Source organism: Natronococcus amylolyticus DSM 10524 (assembly GCF_000337675.1).
Lineage (GTDB): Archaea > Halobacteriota > Halobacteria > Halobacteriales > Natrialbaceae > Natronococcus > Natronococcus amylolyticus.
On record NZ_AOIB01000026.1, the window covers coordinates 13607 to 31682 of the forward strand.

Below are 18076 nucleotides of genomic sequence, written 5' to 3' on the forward strand. Positions count from 1 at the left end.
TTCGACGGATGATTTTGGCGTGTAACGTGATTACGCCAGACTGGGAGGAATATACCGGGCAATCCGCGATGCCACCGCTCGAGTTTGGTGTCCGTTCTCAAGTCGACCCAGTGATAGCGACGACGCTTGAACTCAGAGCCAGTCGTCGGGCAGTTCGTCCGCGTGGGCCTCCATCAGTTCCAATAGCGGGCGAATTTCCTCGAACTGTGGCCCCTTCCTGACGACGTTCGTCTCTCGATCCCACTCGATGAATCCTGCCTCCTCTAGTTTGGGGAGGTGCGTGTGACGCATGCTGATCATCAGGGATTCGAGGTCCCCCGTTCCGAGGGTGACGTCGTCGGGGATCTGTGGGTTGTGATCGTCCTGGGGATTGTGCTCGAGTAGCGCAACGAGTACTCGTCGCCGGTACTTGTTCGCCAGGACATCCAGCATCGTATCCAGACCCGGACCTACTATCGCATCACCACCACTCATGAGCGCCGGCCATCCGTGTCGTGACTGTCTTCTCCGTCCGCTTCGGACGACGGATCGGTGGCAACTACTGTCAGGGACTCGAACGCGACCGACTCGTCCTCGCAACGCGGCCGGAAGCGGACTCGACACTCGGGGCGGCGACTGAGTGTGCCGACCATTTCCGAGATCGAATTCAAATTGCCAGTTGTCGAGGAAGTATCGACGTTCAGCATCCCCTCCTTGCGCTGCGATCGATCACCAGTCATACCACCGTCTTCGACACCACGATGGGTAACCCTGAACTGAAAGTAGTTCGTGCTGCGCCGCTGACCTGTGCAACTATTTCGACTCTTCTTCGAAAACTGTCGCTGACGAGCGAATCGAGTCTGTTGTAGATGGTGCGCTGCGTACAGTCGAACCCCTCGGCGACCTCCGGCGCACAGGGTTGGCCGAGGGTATGGAGCCTCTCCAGTACGCCTTTGGGTGTTGGTGGGCTGTCATCGCAGGAAAACATGGTCGAGAACAGACAAATCCGTTCTCTCGATGGAAACGGAAAGTTCAAACGATCGGGTTGGAATATGGCATCCATATTATGGGAAGCAGAAGAGTAAATCCTCTCCGTCACTACCGATAGATCGCTACCCAACGTCTGTCTGGAGTGAACTGCGGGACCACCGGCCATGCGGCGGGGCGAGTAAAACGAGGAACCAAATGACTGATGAAAACAACCCGCTGGCCGACGCCGAACCGGTCGTTCAGACGCAGTATTCGAGTGACGAACCCGTGAGTGAGGCGGTCGTCCGAGCACTCGCAGTGGTCGAAGACGTCGAACCGACCGAACTCGATCTGTTGTACGAGTCTATCGATCCCGAGGCACTCGATGCGATTTTTGATACACCGGTGATCGACAACAAACCACCGACGAGGATCGAGTTCGGCGTATCGGTCTACCTGGTCGTCGTCAACAGCAACGGCCAGATCACGCTTCTGGAGACCGATAGATAATCGTGGAGGCCCTGATCCTGACCGGGCCCGAACGCTACTGACGACGGCATTCAGTTCTTCGAACTGTAGACGTACACGAAGATGCCGCGATCTGAAAGCCCTGGATCGCTGGGTGGCGACACCCTAAACGACGGGGAAATCCAGTCAGTTTCTGAAGACAGCTCCGGTCCGAGGAACGTCGTCCGATCCAACCACCGTCGCGCTCTATTATTCCGGTGTAGCACGAAACTGGCCCGGCTCCAGCTCGTCCTCCGAAACTGTGATCGCGCCGCCAACACCGTTTGATATCGCACTGTGCAATTTATGCTGGCGGCCGAGGAGTGGCTCTCGGCTGTCGTTGCCGGGCCGGGAACTATCCACGTCGTCGTACACTGGGAGGCTATGGGGATATTCGACCGCAACGACCTCGAGGGCGTCGACGTCGACGGCCCGGCAGACGCACAGGCGATCGTGTTCGTCCACGGCGCGATGTTCACCAAGGAGATGTGGCTCCCCCAGCGCCGGGCGCTGGCCGACGAGTTCCGCGTCGTCGCGCTCGATCTGCCCGGGCACGGGACGTTCGCCGACGAAACGTTCCGGATGGAGCCGGCGATCGACCGTCTCGAGGCAGTGATCCAGACCGCAACCGACGGTAGCGCGGTGCTGGTCGGGCTCTCGCTGGGCGGCTACGTGGCGACCGAGTACGCCTCCCGCCACCCCGAGCAGGTCGACGGGCTGGTGTTGACTGGAAGCAGCGCGAACCCCGTCCGCGGGATGCGGCTGGTGACGCGGGCCAACGGCACCCTCGCGCGCCTGCTCACCCGACCCGACGTCGGCAAGCGCGCCGTGGAACGGCTGGCGACCCGTTGGGTTCGCAACCGCGACCTGCCGCCGGATATCGAGGCGGCGATCATCGACGCGGGCTTCTATCCCAAGGAGTTCGGCGACGCCGGCCCGGACGTCCGCGGCGTGAACTTCCGGGAGAAGCTCTCGACGTACCCCGGGCCGACGCTGATCGTCAACGGCGAGCACGACAAGATCATGCGCCGCGGCGAGCGCGAGCACGCGGCCGCCGCCCAGGACGCGCGGATCGAGGTGCTCGCGGGGGTCGGCCACATCTGTAACCTCCACCGACCGGAGACGTACAATGCACGGCTTCGGAACTTCGTGCACCAGCGCGTCGCGTCCCGGCAGGGATGAGCTACTCGGTCGAGCCGATCCCGTGGCTCTCGAGGGCAAGCGTCTTCGGATCGAGTTCGTAGTGGCGCTCCCAGGCCGGCGCGAGGCTCACGACGCGAGCGCCCTCGATCTCGGCCTCGCGGTGGCGGTGGTGGTGGCCGACCAGACAGAGCTCCGGCGAGAGCGCCTCGAGCAGCCCATCGATGTGCTCGCAGCCGGGATCGTAGCCGTACGACAGCAGCCCGGTCGGGGCCTCGTGGACGAGCAACACGTCGATTTCCGAGAGCTTGGCCGCCCGTTCGACGTCCTCGCAGGTGAAGTGTCGACGTCGCTCGCCGGAGAGCTCTAGTCGGGGCAGGTCGTACTTCGTCGGCGCGTAGTTGCCCGACAGCCCCGCTACGCGGACGCCCTCGACGGTCGCCGCCGTGCTCGCCAGCAGGTGGACGTTCCGGGTCCCCGCCTGCTTCTCGTTCCGTAACGCTTCGATCGTGTCGAACTCCTCGTTGTTGCCCGCCACGAACCACGTCGGCGCCGGCAGCTCGTAGCACTCGAGGTCGCCGACCTGCAGGACGACGTCGGGCTCGAGTCTGCGGTAGTGGTCGAGAAGCGTCTCCCGTCGGTCCGGATCGGAGGCGTGGGCGTCACCGAGCACGAGCATGCCCGTTTCGACGAGACGGATCCGGAAATACTGCCGGCCCGCGGGAAGCACATTCAGGGAGCGGGGTTTAGGCGACGGACGGTGACAGCGCCAGTATGAGCGAGACGCCCGAGCGAGGCGACCTCGAGTCGCCCGTCGACCGCATGCGGACCGAGCTTCGAACCAGCCGGCTCGCCGACGGGACCTGGCTCGTCGCGAGCCGTCCCTCTCGAGCGCTCGAGCCGAACCGACGTCTCGAGGGACGATCCCGAAACGACTCCCCGGAGGTGTGAACCGTGGTCGAGATCGGCTTCCACGCCTCCCACGAGCAGTTCGCGCCGAGTGACCTGCTGGAGTACGTCGAACTCGCCGACGAGTACGGGTTCGACGAGGTGCTCGCCTCCGATCACTTCCACCCCTGGAGCGAGCGCCAGGGCGAGTCGGGGTTCGTCTGGTCGTGGCTCGGATCGGCGATGGAGCGGACCTCGCTGTCGTTCGGTACCGTCAACGCGCCCGGCTACCGCTACCATCCGGCGATCATCGCTCAGTCAGCCGCGACCCTACGGGAGATGTATCCCGAGCGATTCTGGTTTGCCGTCGGCAGCGGCCAGCTGATGAACGAGGGGATCGCAGGCGTGGAGTGGCCGCTCAAGGACGAGCGCAACGCCCGCCTCGAGGAGTGCGCCGAGGTCATGCACCGGCTGTGGGACGGCGAGGAGGTGACCCACCACGGCCGGGTGGACGTCGAGAAGGCTACGCTGTACACCCGCCCTGAGTCGCCGCCGCCGTTGTTCGGCGCCGCGCTCTCGGAAGAGACTGCCCGCTGGCTCGGCACCCGCGAGTGGGTTGAGGGACTGATCACGATTGCGACGCCGGATCACGAGGGCCTCGAGGACCGAGTCGAAGCGTTCCGCGAGAACGCCCCGGAGAAACCGGTCGCCCTCAAGGTTCAACTCGCCTACGACGAGGACGACGACGCGGCGCTGGAGGGCGCCTACGACCAGTGGCGGACCAACTGCGCGCCCGGCTCGGTCACCCAGAAGCTCCGCACCCCCGAGGAGTTCGACGCGCTGGGCGAGCAGGTCACCCGCGAGCAGGTCGCCGAGAGTGTCCGGGTCTCGGCCGACCCCGAGGACCACCTCGAGTGGCTGCAGCGGGATCTCGAACTCGAGGTCGACAAGCTCCTGTTGCACAACGTCACCCGCGAGCAGGAACGGTTCGTCGAGAACTTCGGCGAGGAGGTCCTTCCCGAACTCGAGTGAGAAACAGTAGGCGGGAACGCGATTCCGTGATTCAGTAATGAAGCGAGATCCGAGTTAGTCGAACGTTATGTGGAGCATGCGAACCTAACACGCTTACTTCCGTCAGCTAACAGAACTGTTGAGAGAGTCGTGCTGAATACAGCGCGCGTATCGTGCAGTGGTTATATGACAGAGATGCTATGTGATTTTTTGGGCACACAGGTTGGATTGCTGGTTTGGTTCTGCTGTAGTGGGTACTCGTCGGTGGATACGTCGTGGTGGCTGGATGATCCTCGTCTAAAATCAGGGATTTAACCGAGCAGATCAGTTCAGCCCTGAGGGATACTCACCCGTCTTCTGATAGTGGGAGATGACCTTGGCGAACGCGGCGACCTGGAGGGCGACGACGAGAACGAGCGTGCTCAGATACAACCAGTGGAGCGGATCGTCGGACGGGAACCCGGGCCGGAGATAGGCCCTGTCGTAGATGTGGACGGTGAGGAGCCAGAAGATCACGTACGCACCGACAGTCTGATGCCACTTCCACGCTTTCCCGCCCATGTAGTCGTACGCTCGGTTGTTCGAGGTAGCCGCGAGCCCGACCGCCATGATCACGGCTACGAACGATCCGAACGCCCACGGGCTCATGTCAGCCAGGTAGCCGACGACGTCCCAGTCCCTCGCGTGGAACACGAAAAGCAGGTGAACGACGCTCCAAATCGCGAACCAGATCCCCAGTTCCGCCCGCCAGTTAACGGGGAAGTTGCCGGAGAACCGGCGTCTGATTCCGGGCCACAGCCTCACCGTCGGCCCGACGAGCAACACCAAAACCAGGAGGAACCACGGCACTGCTCCGACGACTCGCTGCTCGTGATATCCGGCCACCCACAACAACGCGGCGAATACGACGCTACCGATACCCACCGCAAGATGATGAGTGAGATCGTTGCTCGTGTCTACCGACATTATCTGTTTCCACGTCGACGTTCGAAGCCTTCAGTTATAAATTATAGTTATCGGATTGTGGATTGGCAGCCGGATTCGGGTTTAAAATAAGGTTTGCTCCGGTCGTCATCGTATGCGTCCCGCGGGGGGAGCATTGGCCCGGTTTCAGACATTCGGCTCGCTCCATCTGTAGATGGGTCCTTTAGACTGGAATGACAGCCGGGTTTAATATGGGACGGCAGCGGTGCTCTCATGTATGTACAACGAGATCCTCGTCCCGACCGACGGGAGCGAAGTGGCGGAGCGAGCCGGAGCCGTCGCCGTCCGGATGGCGGAACACTTCGGCTCCGATCTGACCGTGGTCTCCGTTCGGGAGCCGGGCAGCGAAGAGCGAGCAAAACAGGCCGTGACGGATATCGAGGGCATCGCGACCGAGGCCGGTCTTACCGCACGGACGGAGATCATCGACGACGAGGAGTCGGCGATCCACCGGGCGATCATCGACTATGCCGAAGAGCGCGGCGTCGATGTCGTCGTGATGGGGACGCAGGGCCGGACGGGGCTCGGCCGGTTCCTGCTCGGCAGCGTGGCCGAACAGACCCTCCGGGAGTCTCCGATCCCCGTCATGACCGTCCACAAAGATACCGTCATCGACTTCGAGGTGAATAACGTCCTCGTCCCGACCGACGGGAGCGAGGGAGCGGAAGCCGCCACGGAGCACGCGATCGACCTCGTGGCCGAGGTCGGCGGGACGCTCCACGCACTGCACGTCACGTCGGAGGAGCGCAAGGAGGAGTCGTCGCCGATCGACGACGTCCGAGATCGGAGCGAAGCCGCCGGCGTGGAGGTCGTCACGGCCACACAGAGCGGTCGGCCGCACGAGGCGATCGCCGGATACGTGGCGGAGGCAGGGATCGATGTCGTCGTGATGGGGACACACGGTCACACCGGCTTCAGGCGATACCTGCTCGGGAGCGTCACCGAACGCACGGTGCGGTTCTCGCCGGTTCCGGTCGTCTCTGTGAAACCGAAGTCGGTCGGCGCCACCGTCGAGTTCCTCAACTACGAAGTAATCGAGGATCGAGCCTGGTCGCTGGAGGACGACGATCTCTTCGAGAAGGCGGCCGAGGCCGACCTGACGGCAGAGGCCTACGGGACGATGACCGTCGAAAAGGGCGAGTACATCCTCGAAGCGGCCGAGGGGGAAGGCTACGACTGGCCGTTCTACTGTCGGGGTGGTGGCTGTATCAACTGTGCTGCGGTACTGGTTGATGGCGAGGTCGAGATGGAGGTCAACCGGAGCCTCTCCGATGAGGAGGTCGATGAGATGAACCTGCGGTTGACCTGCGTCGCCACGCCGACGACCGACGAGGTGAAATTAGTCTACAACGCCAAACAGCTCGAGCAGCTCCGTGAGCGGATTATCTAGATATTCTGTTCCCACACGAAAGCTGGGTATTGTCGACCAGTCGTCTGTGGCGTTCGCGGCGCTCGAATTCAGAGTCCGTTAAAACTTCGAGAGCCAGCTCTCCGACATCAATAAACAGGTATTGACTGCTGCATCCATGCTCTATACTCAGCACGACAGTAAAACTATCACTTCTTGAGGATTTTAATATAGCCATAGCTAAGCGTACTTGCTCGGCGTTGTTCACTAATACCATGAGCAATTTCATGGTAGTTCAACTAAAGCAGTAAATATGGTATATAGGCTGTCATCACGCACGTGGCGATTTCTGATTTTGGTCATGGTGACGACAGTCATCTTCACAGTCGCTTACAACATTGGGATGGCCCGATGGGAGAACCGGCCACAGAGCATGATTCAGTCGCTTGAAGTAGTTTTCCAGAGTTTTACCACGACCGGGTATGGGCAGGACGCACCCTGGGAAACACCACAGATGAATATTCTGGTTATCGGAATGCAATTAGCTGGTGTCGGTCTGATTCTTGCAGCGATCAATGCGGTCATTGTCCCCTGGCTCCGATCGGCATTTCAGCCTTCACTACCGACAGATCCAGTGACACTTGAGGATCATGTTGTCATTTGTGGGGTCACTCCTCGCACTGAATCATTCGCTTCCGAGATGGACACGCGGGGAAAAGAATATGTAATTGTCGAATCTGACTTCGAAATAGCTACTGAATTATACGAAGCAGGGCAGACAGTCGTACACGGGGATCCTGAAGTCGTTACCACTCTGGAACAAGCTAGTGTCGATAAGGCTGCGGCAGTCGTTGTGGATGCATCTGACGATGTCAATGCCAGCATCATTCTTTCTGTTCGAGAGATAAATTCTGAAGTAACGACGATCGCCGTCACCGAAGATAGAGAATTACGTGAGTACCAACGGATCGCTGGTGCTGACGAATTACTCTCCCCACGGCAATTACTTGGCGAAAGCCTCGCTGTCCGAGCGAAAACGGCTACGATGTCGATTGTCGAAAACCGGATGGAGATTACTGATGATCTGGAACTGGCTGAAATCTCAGTTACTGAAGAAAGCCCCTTTTGTAATACGACGCTCGCTGATTGTCGATTCCATAAACGATATGGAGTGACTGTGGTCGGTGCGTGGGACAAAAACGAGTTCATTAGACTACCGAGTTCCGATTTTAAAGTTGAGGAGACTACCCATCTTTTGATCGCTGGCACCTCTGATAGTGTAAATGATTTGCAAGCTGGGTTGCGATCAACCAGTCATAGAAGGATACCCCAACGGGTGCTGATTGCCGGCTATGGAGAGTCCGGAGCGGCTGCAAAAAAAGCATTATCTGAAGAGGATATGGCAGTGACAGTACTTGATACCGAAGATAAGTCTGGTGTAGACATTGTTGGAGACGCACGCCAGCCAGACGTGCTTCAGGAAGCAGGGATTGAAGACGTTTCTGCAGTAATTGTGACTGTTTCGAATGATACGACTGCGATTTTCACGACACTAATAGCGAGTGATATGAACCCTGATGCAGAAATTATTGTCAGAGCAATCGAAGAAGAGAACACAACGAAGTTGTATCGTGCAGGTGCGGCCACTGTCGAAGCTCTTGCGACAATCAGTGGGCAGATGATCGCTACAACTATTTTTGACGATTCCCCGTTAACTTCATTTAAGGCACAAATACTCACAGCATCGGTCACATCTGACTATCTATCCGGGAAAACAGTTGCTGAAGCAGAACGAAAGACGGACATGAACCCTCTCATTATTATTCGCAATGGTAATGCTATTTTTGAGTTTGATCCGGATTCGTTCATTCTAGAAACAGGCGATATGATTGTCGGCAAGGGATAAAGAGTACTGTGCTAATACGTGTTAACTTCCTAGCCGATGTAGAATGACCTTGCGCGCTGCGTATGCAGTACGATACGACGACCCTCACTCGGATCTGATAGAACGTCACTAATCAATGCGCACTCTTCAGCGATCAGTTGATTCAGCATAGATTGGTCGGAAACAACGATCCAGTTGTGCTGCACTCATCCTCTCTATTCAGCAGGCTTCCCTTGACAGATATCTGGGCATTCGATTGCTGCGCCAGTACCTACTTGACCTATGCGTAGCGTGAGAACGCCACCAGTTGCGGTTAGGCTTCGGCCTGGTCGATCCACTCTCGAGCCTGCGAGGTCGAGACCTCCGCGGCCTCGGCGACGGTCTCCGGATCGGTCTCCGTCAGGTCGTCGACGCTCGTGATCCCCGCCTCCGACAGCCGCTCGCTGGTCGTCGTTCCGATACCGTCGATTCCCTCGAGCGCGCGGTCGGAGTCGATCGGGATCGATGTTGCGCCGGCGTCGCGGGCCTGCTCGGCACGCTCCTCGAGTTGCTCCTGGATGGCGTCGATCTGGTCGGCCTGGGTCTCGAGGAGCTTCTCGACGTCCTCGGTTCGGTGCTCGAGTTGCGTTTCGAGTTCGTCCTGTAGCTCTCGGGTTCGCTCGAGCTGGTCGCGCAGCTGCGAGGCGAGTTCGCCGACGTTCTCGACAGTTTGGCCCTCGAGCTCGCGCGAGGACTCGAGCAGCCGGTCGGTGCTCGTCTCCATCGCGTCGGTAAACTCCGCGGAGAGCTCGTCGACGCTCTCGACGTCGCGTTCGAGCTCCCGCTCGAGGACGTCGTAGAACTCCGCGTGGGTGGTTTTCAGCTGGCCGAAGCTCTCGTCGATCCCCTCCTGGATCGGGTCCTGGTTTCCGCCCGGAACCATCGCGGTCATCGTCCCGACCGTCCCGTGGGCCATCGCCTGTGCGAGCTCGAGTTGCTGGCGCTGGAGGGACTCCTGGCTCTTGACTCCGGTGAGCGCCATTCGGCTGACGGTTCCGCGGGTCGCGAAGCTCCGCTCGACGAGTTGCTGGCTCCCCTCGATCGCGGCTCGCTGGACGTCGAACATCGCTCGGATCGGTGAATCTGACTGGCTCATGCGGTTCCCACCTGGCTCCACCACCGCTCGATATAAACCCCGGGCCTTGCACGTCTCCGAACGGTCCTCAGCGCCGCTACTGGCACTATAACACGGTCTCACGAGCGCTGCGACGCTTTCGTCACGGACTCACATCAGGCGCGCTGACAGTCGGCGTCGGGATGACGACGCTTAAGATCACGGTCGTGGTCGACCGGCTATGGTCGACAGCCGAACCTACGAGTTCGAGGGCACCAGTCCGTCGATCGACGATGAAGCCAGTGTGAGCAGGGACGCGATCCTCGTCGGCGACGTCGAGGTCGCAGCCGAAGCGAGCGTCTGGCCGGGGGTCGTCCTGCGGGGCGACGTTGGTCCCGTTCGGATCGGTCGGGGTACCCACGTCGGCGACAACGCGACGCTGCACGCGGCGACCCTCGAGGACCGCGTAATGGTCGGACACGGCGCCGTCCTCAACGAGGCGACGGTCGAGACTGGCGCGCTGGTCGGGTTCAACGCCACGCTGAACACCGGGGCGACGGTCGGATCCGGCAGCATCGTCGCCGCGGGAACCGTGATCCCCGACGAGTATGCGATCCCGCCGGAGTCGTTTGTCCGCGGCGTCCCGGCAGAGGTAACGCCCCTCGAGGAGACGGGGATCGACCCCGAGGCGATCTTCGAGGAGTTCTCCTCGGGGGCGTACACGGATCTGGCCCGCCGTCACGGCGACCTCTTCGAGTAGGGCCGCGTCGCCGTCGGCTCAGCGAACCGCGCCCGACTCGAGCAGCCGGTCGATCGCCGCCTCGTCGTAACCGACCTCGGCGAGGTACCGACGGGTGTGTTCGCCGTGGTCGGGCACGGACTCGGACGTCTCCGTCGACGTCTCGCGGTGACGGGCCGGAAACCCGATCCTCGGCGGCGCGTCTCCGGGTCGCTCGACGAGCCCGCGGGCCCGGAACTGCGGGTGCTCGTCTACCTCCGCGGGCGCGTAGACCCCGGTGAGGGCGGCGTCGACGTCCGAGAGCGCCGCCTCCCACTCGTCGCGCGTTCGCTCGCGGAAGAGGGCCTCGAGCTCGGCCCGTAGGGCCGCCCGGACGTCGGGATCGTCCGAACCGTGCTCCGCAACGAGGTCCTCCCGACCGACGGCCTCGCAGAACGTCCGCCAGAACTTCGGCTCGAGGGCGGCCAGCGCCACCCAGTCGCCGTCGGCGGTCTCGTAGCTGTCGTACCACGGCAGCGCGCCGGTCAGCGGCGTCTCGCCCGGTCTGGGCTCGGCGGGGTCGCCGGTGAGTGACTGGTAGGCGACCGCCTGGGAGAAGGAGGTGACGACGTCGGCCAGCGCGACGTCGACGTACTCGCCGCTTGCGTTGCCGAGTTCCCGTGCGAGGACGGCCTCGACGATCGCAAAGGCCGCGAACAGGCCGCCGGCCATGTCGCCGATAGGGTAGCCAGGAGTCTGCGGCTTGGCATCGGGCGATTCACGGGTCATGTCGAGCAGCCCCGCGACTGCGACGTAGTTGAGGTCGTGGCCCGCGCGATCGGCCCAGGGGCCGTCCTGGCCGTAGCCCGTGAGCGAGCAGTAGATCAGCTCCTCGTTGTGCTCGCGGAGGGTCTCGTAGTCGATCCCCAGTCGCTCGACGACGCCCGGGCGGAAGCTCTCGAGGACGACATCGCTCTCCTCGACGAGCCGGTAGAACGCCGTCCGTCCCTCCTCGCTCTTGAGGTCGATCGCGACGCTTCGCTTCCCTCGGTTCACCATCTCGAAGATCGCGCCGGTGCCGCGGTCAGTAATCGGCTCCATCGCACGGGCGTAGTCGCCCGCGCCGGTGTCTTCGACTTTCACCACTTCGGCTCCCGAGTCCGCTAACAGCTGGGTCGCGTACGGGCCGGGTAACAGCCTCGAGAGATCGAGGATTCGAACGCCGTCGAGTCGCATACCCGAAGGGTCGCGACGAGAATACTTTACAGTGGACCTCGCTCGGACGCGGAACGGAACCGGGGACGTCCGCGACTCCGGTTGCGAACCGTTCGCTCGACGGGTCTAACGGTCGACGTCGGACTGTCCCATCGGGCCCCACAGGACGATCAGTGCGCTCACGACGACGGCCGTCGAGAAACCGAACGCTGCGCCGGAACCGAACCCATCACCGAGACCGTAGCTCACTGCTCCGATCAGCGGCGGAAGCACGACCAGCAGGAGTACCGCTTCCCGGACTGCGGTCGATTCGGTGATGGCGTCGACCACCGCCCCTACACCCGCTCGAGGATCGTCGCGATCCCCTGGCCGAAGCCGATACACATCGTCGAGAGTCCGACGTCCTCATCCCTCCGCTCGAGTTCGTGGACCAGCTTCGTCACCAGGGCTGCGCCCGTCGCCCCCAGCGGGTGGCCGTGGGCGATCGCGCCGCCGTTGACGTTGGTTCGCTCCCAGGGGGCGCCGGTCTCCTCGAGCCAGGCGGCGACGACCGAGGCGAACGCCTCGTTGACCTCGAATAGGTCGACGTCGGCCAGCTCGTAGGCCGACTGCTCGAGGACGCGCTCGGTCGCCGGGATCGGCCCCGTCAACATCGTTACGGGGTCGACGCCGACGACCTCCGTCTGGACGATTCGGGCCATCGGCTCCCAGCCGTGAGCGTCGGCGGCCTCCTCGCTCGCGATCAGCAGCGCCGATGCGCCGTCGACGATCCCCGAGGCGTTGCCGGGGTGGTGGACGCCGTCGCCCTCCTCGCGGAACGAAAGCGGGAGTCCGGAAAGCGTCTCGAGGTCGGTTTCGGGACGAGGGTGTTCGTCCGATTCGACGACGACCGTCTCGCGGGTCGCTTCGCTCCCCGCTCGGCCGTTCGAGTCGCGCTGCGACTCGCTTTCCTCCCCGTCCAGTTCCGTCTCGACGGGTGCGATCTGGTCGTCGTACCGACCGTCATCCCAGGCCTCGCCCCAGCGTCGCTGAGAGTCGACCGCGAGTTCGTCGAGCTCCTCCCGTGTAAAGCCGTAGTTCTCGGCGATCCGCTCGGCGCCCTCGCCTTGATGGGTCAGCTCGTCGAAGTGTTCGAAGTAGGTGTCGGTGACGGCGCTCTCCCCAGCGACGCCGTCGACGCCGTCCGATCCCAGCGGCACGCGGGTCATGTGCTCGACGCCGCCGGCGACCAGCACGTCGTGCTGGCCCGCCATCACGTTCGTCGCGGCGAAGTTGACCGCCTGCTGGCCCGAACCGCACATCCGGTTGAGCTGGACGCCCGGAACGCCGTCGCCCCAGCCCGCGACCATCGGCGCGATGCGACCGATGTTGAGTCCCTGTTCGTCGACCGGCGTCACGCAGCCGTAGATCACGTCCTCGATCGTCTCCGGGTCGAACTCGTTGCGCGCCTCGAGCGCCTCGAGGGGCGCCGCAGCGAGGTCCTGGGGGTGAGTGTCCTCGAACGACCCGTTTCGCTTGCCGAAGGGGGTTCGGACCGCGTCGACGATCACTGCCGTTTGCATAGCGTATACGTGCCCGACCGCGCGCATAGTCGTTCCGGGCTCCGGCGTCGGTTTCGGTCCGCCTGCGCTTTGGTTCGCGGCCGCCCTCGAGACCGGTCCGAGATCGCACGTCCGCTTCGTTCCCCCCGACCCTGGGGACCGTTTACGTTCCCGGAGCCCCTATCGGTGACTGATGACGGACGATCCCGAGATCACGGCCGACCGACCCGACAGCCCGATTCAGCTCGCCGGCACCGACCACATCACGCTCATCGGCAGCAACGAGGAGGACACGATCGAGTTCTACCGCGATCTGCTGGGGATGCCGCTGGTACTCAGACAGCCCAACCTCGACGATCCGGATTCGACACACCTCTTCTTCGATACGGGCGACGGGCGAATCCTCACCTTCTTCGTGAGCGACGACCGCCAGTCGAACGAACAGCCGCTGCGCCACCAGGTCGGCTCGGTCCACCACATCTCATTTTCCGTCGAGCCCGAGCGGTTCGTCGAGACCAAGGAGGTCCTCGAGGAGGCGGGGCGGGGCTACAACGAGTTCGATCGGGGCATCTTCCACTCGCTGTACACCCGCGATCACAACGGGCTGACGATCGAGCTCGCGACCGACAAGTTCGACGTGCCCGACGACCGCCGCGGCGAGGTGCTGGCGACCGCTCAGCGACTCCGGGTCGAGGACGGCGCCAACTTCGCAGAGGAGCGCCACCTCGAGGCAGCCCTCGAGGAGCTGGGGGTCGAGAGCGAAAAGTACGATCTGCCCGACGCCCCGTCGGGTGCCGGGCTCTGAACTGCCGAGTCAGTCGGGCAGCTCCTCGAGCACGCCGCCCATGAGCGAGCGAACGTACTCGCCCTCGTCGTCGAGGTAGGTCGGATAGACGCCGAGCGTCGCGACCAGGTCGTCGCCGGCGTCGACGGTTTCGGTGACGAGGACGTCGACGTCGACCGTTCGCCCGTCGAACTCGGCCTCGCCGGTGAACGTCGACAGCGTCGTCGACTGCTCGAGCACGGTCAGCTCTTCGTCCGAGTCGTGGTCGACGCTTCCGAGCCCGTCGTACGTATCTACGACCAGATTGACGAGGTCGCTCGCCGAGCGCTCCCCGATCGGGTTGAGCTGTCGGCCGGCGATCCCGACCTGCGGGCTCGAGAGGACGACGAACTCAGCCCCCTGGTGTTCGCCGAGCAACCCCATGTCGATGGTCTTCTCGTACTCGGTAAGGGCGTTGATCAACACCAGTTCCTGAGAGATGACGGAGACGCTGACCGTCTCCTCGAGGCGAAGCTCGTCGACGTCGGTCCGTTCGTAGCCCGCCTCCTCGCGGATCTCCGGGTCGATTCCGGCCGGCGTTGCCTCGTGTCTGTCCAGCCCGACCGTCCCGAGACAGCCCGCGAGGCTCGCGAGTCCGACCGTCCCCGCTCCGGCGATCACCTGTCGGCGTTTCATCTTTCATTCATTCGTTCCATACATACAAGTTCTTTTGGTATTCTTCATTTTGAATAGGTGTTTCGATCGGGGACCGGTTTGTCTCCGAGAACGGAGGCGTTGCAGGTGCTCGGCGTAACGAGGACAGCTCGTCGCGCCGAATAACGTCTAAACGCCTAACTGTGCTCACGGGGAACGACTCGGGGATGACCGATCCGAACGACGACGCGGCAATGAGCGAACTCGTCGACCGCGCACGCGAACTTATCCCCGGCGGCGCACAGACGGGACTGCGGGCGCAAGCCTACGAGACCGGCGACGTCGCCTTCGACTCGGCGTCGGAGGCCACGCTGACAACCGTCTCGGGCGAGCGGTACACCGACTATCACCTCGGGTTCGGGCCGATCGTCCTCGGCCACGCACACGACGGCGTCGACAAGGCGGCTCGAGCAGCCATCGACGACGGCGTGTTGTACGGCGCGGGCACGACGACTCTCGAGGTCGAGGTCGCCGAGCGCCTCGTCAATCTCGTTCCCAGTATCGAGATGGTGAACTTCTGTAACAGCGGCAGCGAGGCGACCTACCACGCGATTCGTCTCGCGCGCGCCGCCACCGGGAACGAGAAGGTGCTGAAGTTCGAGGGCTGTTACCACGGCTGGCACGACTACGTCGACGTCAGCGTCTACCCGCCCGCCGACCGCGTCGGCGAGCGTTACCCCGAATCCGACGGGATGCTCTCGGCGGCCGTCGAGAACACGCTGGTCGCGCCGTTCAACGACCCCGACGCGCTCGAGGACGTCTTCCGGGAACACGGCGACGAACTCGCGGCCGTCATCCTCGAGCCGATCCCCCACTCCGTCGGCTGTCTGCTCCCGGAACCGGAGTTTCTGGAGCGACTGCGCGAGGTGACCGAGAGCCACGACGTCCCGCTCGTATTCGACGAAGTCATCAGCGGCTTCCGCCACTCGCCCCGCGGCGTACAATACGAGTTCGGCGTGACGCCCGATCTTACCTGCGTCGCGAAGGCGCTCGGCAACGGCTACCCCGTGGCGGCCGTCGGCGGTCGGGCGGACCTGCTCGCGCAGGCGGGCGGCGACAACGAGTCCGGCGTCGTCATCAGCGGGACGTACTCGGGGAGCCTGCCGGGGCTCGCCGCCGCCCGCGAGACGATCGATACGATCGTCGAGGAGGACGTCCAGGGGTATCTCACGAACCTCGGGGATCGCTACCGCGACGGCCTGACCGATCTGCTCGAGGATCACGCCATCGACGGGCGGGTCGTCGGCCACCGAAGCATCTTCAGCGTGCAGTTCGGCGTGGACGGCGAACCGCGAACCTACGAGGACGTGCTCGGGCTCGACGAGGAGCGCTTCCGCGCGTTCGCGGCGGGGATGCGCGAGCGTGGGCAGTTCTTTACGCCGAACCCGTACAAGCGCCACCACCTCTCGTTCGCCCACGACGAGAGCCACCTCGAGTCGTATCTCGACGCCGCGGACGCGGTCCTCGACGAACTCTGAGACGACCGCGTCGTCGGGGTCCGAACTCCACGTCGTCAGTGAGACCGTACTCCGCGTCGTTTCATCGCCCTCTCGAGACCGCTCGCTTAGCCCGCTTCCGCAGCGACCGTCGGATTCGCCGTCGTCGGCTCCGACTCCTCGGTCTCCTCGATGACGTAGCGCTGGCCCAGCATCGGGTCGAGCAGGCTGTCGACGGGTGCCCGGTCGTCGCGAAGGACGGGAACGTCGTCGGTTTCGGGGTCGGCCATGTAGTGGTTGACCTCGCCGCTCAGGTCGACGCCCAGGTCGCGCTCGTCGTTTCGCGCCTCGAGGTCGTCCTGTGAGAGCTCCCCGTCGTCGTTGGTCGCGACGAGCTGGATGTTCTGGACCGAGTCCTCGTCGGAGGTCCGGAAGCTGTACACCTCGGGGAACGCCTCCGCCATCGTCGCGTGTTCCGCGCGGTAGAACTCAGAGGCCGAGCCGCTGGGCGCCGAGACCACGTTCGCCAGCAGGACGCCGTCGTCGCTCAGCCGATCGGCCGCGAGCTCCATGAACTCCTCGGTCGTCATGTGGAACGGCACCTGGTCCTGTTTGTAGGCGTCGAGCACGATCACGTCGTACTCCTCGTCGTTGCTCTGGAGAAACTGCCGACCGTCCTCGGCGTGGCTGGTCATCGTCTCGCCGTGCTCGAGGCCGAAGTAGTCCTCGGCGGCCTCGGTCACCTCGGGGTCGATCTCGACGACGTCGACGTCGACGTCGTACCGGTCCTCGAAGTCCTGGGGACCGGTGTACCCGCCCCCGCCGATGAAGAGGACGTCGTCGACGTCCTCGTGGTCGTCGACCATGAGCATCGGCAGGTGGAAGTACCTCGTGTAGGCGAAGACGTGGCGATCGGGCTCCTCGAGGTCCATCGCGCTGTGGTGGGCGCCGTCCAAGTACATCGTCCGGACGTCGTCGTTACCGTCGACGACCTCGAGGTGCTGGTGTGGCGTCTGGCTCTCGTGGACGACGTCGCCGCGGTGGTCGAAGTCGACGGGGCCGCCGCCCGCGGCGGTGACGAGCAACAGCACGACGACGACGCTCGCGACCGTCGGATTCCGCGGGGGCGACGGCAGCGTGAGCGTGAGGGCGGTCGCGACCAGCGTCAGCCCGAACAGCAGGCCGATCTGGGCGATGCTGAGGTAGGGGATGAGGACGAACGTCGTCGCGCCGGCGCCGAGGATGCTCCCGATCGTCCCGAGGGCGTAGACGTGGCCGGAGGCCTCGCCGATCCCGCGTTTCCGGGAGAGTTCGGCGGCGTAGGGGCTGATGAACCCGAGCAGGTACGTCGGCGGGCCGAAGAGGATGATGACGGCCGGCAGCGAGGCGTATCTGGGCGGGATCGCCAGCGTCGCCGTGTACGTGAGCAGCAGGTCGTTGGCGTAGATCACCACCGCGACGTACACCGCTGTCGCGAGCATGAGCCAGGACATCTCTCTGTCTCTTATACACATCTCTGAGCGNGTACGTGAGCAGCAGGTCGTTGGCGTAGATCACCACCGCGACGTACACCGCTGTCGCGAGCATGAGCCAGGACATCTCTCGAGTGGTCGCCGTCGCCGCCCGCTTGCCGCCCTGCCAGTATCCCAGACTCAGCGCGGCGAGCAACACCGTCAGGATCCCGCCGACGGTGTAGATGTGGCTGCCGAACTGCGGCGCGACGATCCGCACCGCGAGGATCTCGAGGCCCATGCTGGTGATCCCCGAGACGAAGACGGCGAGCTCGGGCTTCGTGGGCCGGTAGTCGGGGAGGGCGTTCCGCATTCGTTGTTCCCACAGTGTCGCCGGGTTCGTGAGTACCTGTCGGCTCGAGTCGGGGGCGTCG

The 18076-nt window shown here is 63.2% G+C and carries 17 protein-coding genes and 2 pseudogenes; 9 read left to right on the forward strand and 10 right to left on the reverse strand.

What is annotated here, in order from left to right; genetic code table 11:
* Positions 1–132 precede the first annotated feature (132 nt).
* Positions 133–432: a DUF7344 domain-containing protein gene (locus tag C491_RS11805; protein ID WP_005556490.1), complete on the reverse strand. Its 300-nt coding sequence runs from the start codon at positions 430–432 to the stop codon at positions 133–135.
* 732 nt (positions 433–1164) lie between these two features.
* Between C491_RS11805 and C491_RS11810 the strand changes: the two genes are divergently transcribed.
* Entirely contained in the window at positions 1165–1458 is a 294-nt protein-coding gene (locus C491_RS11810; RefSeq protein ID WP_005556492.1) for a HalOD1 output domain-containing protein, read from the forward strand.
* Between the two features lie 381 nt (positions 1459–1839).
* Positions 1840–2637 carry an alpha/beta fold hydrolase gene (locus C491_RS11815; protein WP_152421315.1) on the forward strand — a complete coding sequence of 266 codons (798 nt, stop codon included), beginning with the start codon at positions 1840–1842 and terminating at the stop codon, positions 2635–2637.
* A gap of 1 nt (position 2638) precedes the next feature.
* Here the strand turns inward: C491_RS11815 and C491_RS11820 are convergent, their stop codons facing one another.
* Positions 2639–3274: a metallophosphoesterase family protein gene (locus C491_RS11820; RefSeq protein ID WP_005556497.1), complete on the reverse strand. Its 636-nt coding sequence runs from the start codon at positions 3272–3274 to the stop codon at positions 2639–2641.
* A gap of 95 nt (positions 3275–3369) precedes the next feature.
* On the opposite strand from C491_RS11820, the gene C491_RS22940 reads away from it, so the two are divergent.
* Both C491_RS22940 and C491_RS11825 read left to right on the forward strand, forming a co-directional pair.
* Positions 3370–3546, forward strand: a complete 177-nt coding sequence (locus C491_RS22940; RefSeq protein WP_160167151.1) for a hypothetical protein — start codon at positions 3370–3372, stop codon at positions 3544–3546.
* A 3-nt stretch (positions 3547–3549) separates the two neighbouring features.
* Positions 3550–4515 carry a TIGR03885 family FMN-dependent LLM class oxidoreductase gene (locus C491_RS11825; RefSeq protein ID WP_005556499.1) on the forward strand — a complete coding sequence of 322 codons (966 nt, stop codon included), beginning with the start codon at positions 3550–3552 and terminating at the stop codon, positions 4513–4515.
* A 303-nt stretch (positions 4516–4818) separates the two neighbouring features.
* Here C491_RS11825 and C491_RS11830 read toward each other — a convergent pair whose 3' ends face one another.
* Complete coding sequence (locus C491_RS11830; protein ID WP_005556501.1) at positions 4819–5460, reverse strand: hypothetical protein; 642 nt, start codon at positions 5458–5460, stop codon at positions 4819–4821.
* 235 nt (positions 5461–5695) lie between these two features.
* Here C491_RS11830 and fer point away from each other — a divergent pair, with 235 nt between their 5' ends.
* Together fer and C491_RS21510 are read left to right on the forward strand one after the other, a co-directional pair.
* The gene (fer, locus tag C491_RS24200) at positions 5696–6868 is read left to right on the forward strand and encodes a ferredoxin Fer (RefSeq protein WP_005556503.1); all 1173 of its coding nucleotides are present in this window, start codon (positions 5696–5698) and stop codon (positions 6866–6868) included.
* A 361-nt stretch (positions 6869–7229) separates the two neighbouring features.
* Positions 7230–8732, forward strand: a complete 1503-nt coding sequence (locus tag C491_RS21510) for a potassium channel family protein (protein ID WP_241431307.1) — start codon at positions 7230–7232, stop codon at positions 8730–8732.
* Between the two features lie 292 nt (positions 8733–9024).
* On the opposite strand, the gene C491_RS11840 is transcribed toward C491_RS21510, so the two are convergent.
* Positions 9025–9816: a helix-hairpin-helix domain-containing protein gene (locus C491_RS11840; RefSeq protein WP_005556506.1), complete on the reverse strand. Its 792-nt coding sequence runs from the start codon at positions 9814–9816 to the stop codon at positions 9025–9027.
* A 229-nt stretch (positions 9817–10045) separates the two neighbouring features.
* Here C491_RS11840 and C491_RS11845 point away from each other — a divergent pair, with 229 nt between their 5' ends.
* Positions 10046–10564, forward strand: coding sequence for a gamma carbonic anhydrase family protein (locus C491_RS11845; RefSeq protein WP_005556508.1), 519 nt, complete (start codon positions 10046–10048; stop codon positions 10562–10564).
* Between the two features lie 18 nt (positions 10565–10582).
* On the opposite strand, the gene C491_RS11850 is transcribed toward C491_RS11845, so the two are convergent.
* The 3 genes from C491_RS11850 to C491_RS11860 form a co-directional block, all read right to left on the reverse strand.
* Complete coding sequence (locus tag C491_RS11850; RefSeq protein WP_005556510.1) at positions 10583–11758, reverse strand: CaiB/BaiF CoA transferase family protein; 1176 nt, start codon at positions 11756–11758, stop codon at positions 10583–10585.
* Between the two features lie 105 nt (positions 11759–11863).
* The gene (locus C491_RS11855; protein WP_005556512.1) at positions 11864–12067 is read right to left on the reverse strand and encodes a hypothetical protein; all 204 of its coding nucleotides are present in this window, start codon (positions 12065–12067) and stop codon (positions 11864–11866) included.
* A 5-nt stretch (positions 12068–12072) separates the two neighbouring features.
* Positions 12073–13299: a thiolase family protein gene (locus C491_RS11860; RefSeq protein WP_005556514.1), complete on the reverse strand. Its 1227-nt coding sequence runs from the start codon at positions 13297–13299 to the stop codon at positions 12073–12075.
* Between the two features lie 172 nt (positions 13300–13471).
* Between C491_RS11860 and C491_RS11865 the strand changes: the two genes are divergently transcribed.
* A complete protein-coding gene (locus C491_RS11865; protein WP_005556516.1) occupies positions 13472–14083 on the forward strand; it encodes a VOC family protein in 612 nt (203 codons plus the stop codon).
* A 9-nt stretch (positions 14084–14092) separates the two neighbouring features.
* Here C491_RS11865 and C491_RS11870 read toward each other — a convergent pair whose 3' ends face one another.
* On the reverse strand, positions 14093–14737 hold the full coding sequence (locus C491_RS11870) for a DUF6517 family protein (RefSeq protein ID WP_005556518.1): 645 nt from the start codon (positions 14735–14737) through the stop codon (positions 14093–14095).
* A 185-nt stretch (positions 14738–14922) separates the two neighbouring features.
* On the opposite strand from C491_RS11870, the gene C491_RS11875 reads away from it, so the two are divergent.
* Positions 14923–16233: an aspartate aminotransferase family protein gene (locus tag C491_RS11875; protein WP_049891810.1), complete on the forward strand. Its 1311-nt coding sequence runs from the start codon at positions 14923–14925 to the stop codon at positions 16231–16233.
* An 86-nt stretch (positions 16234–16319) separates the two neighbouring features.
* Here the strand turns inward: C491_RS11875 and C491_RS11880 are convergent.
* Both C491_RS11880 and C491_RS22465 read right to left on the reverse strand, forming a co-directional pair.
* Positions 16320–17693 (reverse strand): annotated as a pseudogene (locus C491_RS11880) (spermidine synthase); the annotation flags it as partial.
* 106 nt (positions 17694–17799) lie between these two features.
* A pseudogene (locus C491_RS22465) lies at positions 17800–18015 on the reverse strand (spermidine synthase); the annotation flags it as partial.
* Between the last annotated feature and the right edge of the window lie 61 nt (positions 18016–18076).

What these genes read in the sequence shown, in the direction of transcription:
- C491_RS11865 (WP_005556516.1), top strand. Translation starts at nt 13,472, where the DNA reads ATGACGGACGATCCCGAGATCACGGCCGACCGACCCGACAGCCCGATT.
- C491_RS21510 (WP_241431307.1), top strand. Translation starts at nt 7,230, where the DNA reads ATGGCCCGATGGGAGAACCGGCCACAGAGCATGATTCAGTCGCTTGAA.
- C491_RS22940 (WP_160167151.1), top strand. Translation starts at nt 3,370, where the DNA reads ATGAGCGAGACGCCCGAGCGAGGCGACCTCGAGTCGCCCGTCGACCGC.
- C491_RS11860 (WP_005556514.1), bottom strand. Translation starts at nt 13,299, where the DNA reads ATGCAAACGGCAGTGATCGTCGACGCGGTCCGAACCCCCTTCGGCAAG.
- fer (WP_005556503.1), top strand. Translation starts at nt 5,696, where the DNA reads ATGTACAACGAGATCCTCGTCCCGACCGACGGGAGCGAAGTGGCGGAG.
- C491_RS11815 (WP_152421315.1), top strand. Translation starts at nt 1,840, where the DNA reads ATGGGGATATTCGACCGCAACGACCTCGAGGGCGTCGACGTCGACGGC.
- C491_RS11810 (WP_005556492.1), top strand. Translation starts at nt 1,165, where the DNA reads ATGACTGATGAAAACAACCCGCTGGCCGACGCCGAACCGGTCGTTCAG.
- C491_RS11850 (WP_005556510.1), bottom strand. Translation starts at nt 11,758, where the DNA reads ATGCGACTCGACGGCGTTCGAATCCTCGATCTCTCGAGGCTGTTACCC.
- C491_RS11845 (WP_005556508.1), top strand. Translation starts at nt 10,046, where the DNA reads ATGGTCGACAGCCGAACCTACGAGTTCGAGGGCACCAGTCCGTCGATC.
- C491_RS11820 (WP_005556497.1), bottom strand. Translation starts at nt 3,274, where the DNA reads ATGCTCGTGCTCGGTGACGCCCACGCCTCCGATCCGGACCGACGGGAG.
- C491_RS11840 (WP_005556506.1), bottom strand. Translation starts at nt 9,816, where the DNA reads ATGTTCGACGTCCAGCGAGCCGCGATCGAGGGGAGCCAGCAACTCGTC.
- C491_RS11805 (WP_005556490.1), bottom strand. Translation starts at nt 432, where the DNA reads ATGCTGGATGTCCTGGCGAACAAGTACCGGCGACGAGTACTCGTTGCG.
- C491_RS11870 (WP_005556518.1), bottom strand. Translation starts at nt 14,737, where the DNA reads ATGAAACGCCGACAGGTGATCGCCGGAGCGGGGACGGTCGGACTCGCG.
- C491_RS11830 (WP_005556501.1), bottom strand. Translation starts at nt 5,460, where the DNA reads ATGTCGGTAGACACGAGCAACGATCTCACTCATCATCTTGCGGTGGGT.
- C491_RS11875 (WP_049891810.1), top strand. Translation starts at nt 14,923, where the DNA reads ATGACCGATCCGAACGACGACGCGGCAATGAGCGAACTCGTCGACCGC.